At 33.4% G+C, this 2105-nt stretch carries 2 protein-coding genes; both read left to right on the top strand.

The features are described 5' to 3' along the window. Positions 1-150 precede the first annotated feature (150 nt). The gene (locus PGQ33_RS16600; protein WP_172679323.1) at positions 151-1515 is read left to right on the top strand and encodes a citrate/2-methylcitrate synthase; all 1365 of its coding nucleotides are present in this window, start codon (positions 151-153) and stop codon (positions 1513-1515) included. A gap of 1 nt (position 1516) precedes the next feature. Then, a complete protein-coding gene (locus PGQ33_RS16605; RefSeq protein WP_006858455.1) occupies positions 1517-1942 on the top strand; it encodes a MarR family winged helix-turn-helix transcriptional regulator in 426 nt (141 codons plus the stop codon). The last annotated feature ends 163 nt before the right edge of the window (positions 1943-2105 follow it).

Raw genomic sequence — 2105 nt, forward strand, 5'->3', positions numbered from 1 at the left:
TGCATGGATGAAAAAACAAACCTTGTTGAGGTTAAATTGAGTTTTCCATTGTATTGTATTGCTAATGAATAAGAATAAGAAAAAGAACAGACAATGCTGAATGCACTGGAAACAAGAATATCTGAGTATAGTATGTAAGTTCGTAACAGAATGAAAGGAGCGATTCAAATGAGCAATTTGGAAAATTATATGAAACAGCAAGCAATTTTTTGTGAACAAAATGATAGCATTAGTAAGAATCTGTATTCAGAGTATGGTGTAAAAAGAGGCTTACGAGATGAAAAAGGCCAAGGTGTGTTGACGGGGCTTACAAATATTTCTGATATAAAAGCTTTTGAATATCGTGATGGAGTAAAGAGTCCATGTGATGGCGAGTTATCTTATCGTGGTTATAATATAAAAGATTTAGTAACAGGAAGTAAAGGAAAAAGGTTTGTCTTTGAAGAAGGAGCATATCTTCTTTTATTCGGAGAATTGCCAACTGATACACAGTTAATGGAATTTCAGGGAAGACTATCTGATTGTATGGAACTACCGACTAACTTTACCAGAGATGTCATTATGAAAGCACCTACATCAGATATTATGGGTTCTATGACTCGAAGTATTCTTACATTGGGCTCTTACGATAAGGAGAAAGAAAGTCTTGAAATTCCGAATGTGCTAAGGCAGAGTATGCAGTTGATCGCAGCATTTCCTATGTTAGCAGTATATGCATACCATGCTTATTGTCATTATGAAAAAAACGAAAGTATGTATATTCATAGACCTGAAAAAGATTTATCTATTGCTGAAAATTTCCTGCGCCTATTAAGACCAGATACAAAATTCACAGAACTGGAAGCAAGAGTACTGGATATAGCATTATTGTTACATATGGAACATGGTGGTGGTAACAATTCTACATTCACTACACGGGTAGTAACATCTTCAGGTTCAGATACTTATTCTGTTATTTCAGCAGCAATGTCATCCTTAAAAGGAAAAAAACATGGCGGTGCAAATCTGATGGTAATGAATATGATGGATGATATTAAAAGTCATGTGAAAGATTATGAAGACGAAGAGGAAATTGCATCATATCTGAGTAAGATTTTGAAGAAAGAGGCGTTTGATCAGAAAGGACTTATTTATGGAATGGGACATGCTGTATATTCTATTTCAGATCCAAGAGAAAGGGTGTTCAAAGGCTTTGTAGAACAACTCGCAAGGGATAAAGGACGTGAGAAAGATATGACCCTTTATAACAATATTGAGAAGATTGCACCTAAGTTGATTGCAAAGCAGCGTCAGATATTCAAAGGAGTAAGTCCTAATATAGATTTCTATAGTGGTTTTGTGTATGACATGTTGAATATTCCAAGAGAATTGTACACGCCATTATTTGCGATAGCAAGAATTGCTGGTTGGAGTGCACATCGCCTGGAAGAATTGATAACTACAGATAAGATCATTCGCCCGGCATATAAGAGTCTAGTCAGCAAAAAAGAATATATAGAAAGAGAGGAACGATAATATGGGAGCAGGAACCAGTGCAGAGGAGTTTTTTTTAAAGAGCATCAATGTTGAAAGTATATTTGAATTTGTTGAAAGAACAGATTATTTGTTTCTTTATAGTATAAAGGAATGTGTTGAAAAATCAGACTGTCATGAAGGAGTATATCTTTCAGAAGTGGCAGAATACATGAAATTATCGATTCCAGAAACATCTAAGATGGTAAAAAGTCTTGAAAATAAAGGATATATTATCTGGAAATTAGATGAAAAAAAAGAAAGAACATACCTTGTTTTGACGAACAAGGCAATTGAATTAAGTAATTGTCAGAAAGAAAAAATGATAGAAGCTTATGAAAAAATTATATCGAATATACAAGAAGATGACCTGGCAGTTACACGGTGTACATTGAGAAAAATCCGACAGCTTATGGAAGAAATAAAATAGTGATTAATACAACGGAGTAAGAAAAGCTCCTTCATATATTAGAATAAAAATATGACTGTTTCTTTAAAAAGAAGCCGGTCATATTTTTTTATGAAAAATAAATTTTGTTGAGGTTAAATTGAGATTGACTTTGTATTGTATAAGTATGAAATAAAAAGGAATC

Source organism: Coprococcus sp. AM100_B19A, from assembly GCF_027662015.1.
Taxonomy (GTDB): domain Bacteria; phylum Bacillota; class Clostridia; order Lachnospirales; family Lachnospiraceae; genus Allocoprococcus; species Allocoprococcus comes.

What these genes read in the sequence shown, in the direction of transcription:
- PGQ33_RS16600 (WP_172679323.1), top strand. Translation starts at nt 151, where the DNA reads ATGAAAGGAGCGATTCAAATGAGCAATTTGGAAAATTATATGAAACAG.
- PGQ33_RS16605 (WP_006858455.1), top strand. Translation starts at nt 1,517, where the DNA reads ATGGGAGCAGGAACCAGTGCAGAGGAGTTTTTTTTAAAGAGCATCAAT.